The following is a 552-nucleotide window of genomic DNA, read 5'->3' as shown; positions in this document are numbered from 1 at the left end:
GCAGAACGGGGGCGGGCCAGCCAGATGAATGTCGGGGCCCGGGCGGCGAGCGGTCAGGTGTTGCTGTTTCTGCACGCCGATACGGTCCTGCCGCCCGGCTTTCCGGCTCTGCTCGAAGACGCACTGCGCAGCCCCCGGGTCGTGGGCGGTCGCTTTGACGTGCGGCTCGACGCCGAGGGCTGGCCGTTCCGGCTGGTTGAGACGCTGATGAACCTCCGCTCACGCCTGTCACGGATTGCGACCGGCGATCAGGCCATTTTTGTGCGCAGCCGGACCTTTCTGGAACTGGGCGGCTATCGGGAGGCCGAGCTGATGGAGGATCTGGAGCTGAGCTATCGGCTCAAGCGGCAGGGCGAACTGGCCTGTCTGCGCGAGCGGGTGGTGACCTCGGCCCGGCGCTGGCAGCGCGACGGCATTGTACGGACCATCGTGCTGATGTGGCTGCTGCGCTTTTTGTATTTTATCGGCGTGTCGCCGAGCTATCTGAAGACGTTTTATGCCGATACGCGCTGAGCCGGAGCGGCTCGGAGCGGGACAGACCCGCTCTGAGTC

General features: G+C 65.9%; 1 protein-coding gene. It reads left to right on the top strand.

Annotated elements, in window-relative coordinates:
• Positions 1–513 (top strand): TIGR04283 family arsenosugar biosynthesis glycosyltransferase (locus J4F42_17665; protein MCE2487346.1); only part of this gene is annotated, 513 nt, incomplete at its 5' end.
• Positions 514–552 lie beyond the last annotated feature (39 nt).

It is taken from the genome of Desulfurellaceae bacterium, from assembly GCA_021296095.1.
Lineage (GTDB): Bacteria > Desulfobacterota > Binatia > Bin18 > Bin18 > JAAXHF01.
Note: the sequence above shows the minus strand (reverse complement) of the source record. Positions and strands in the feature narration are given on the sequence as shown.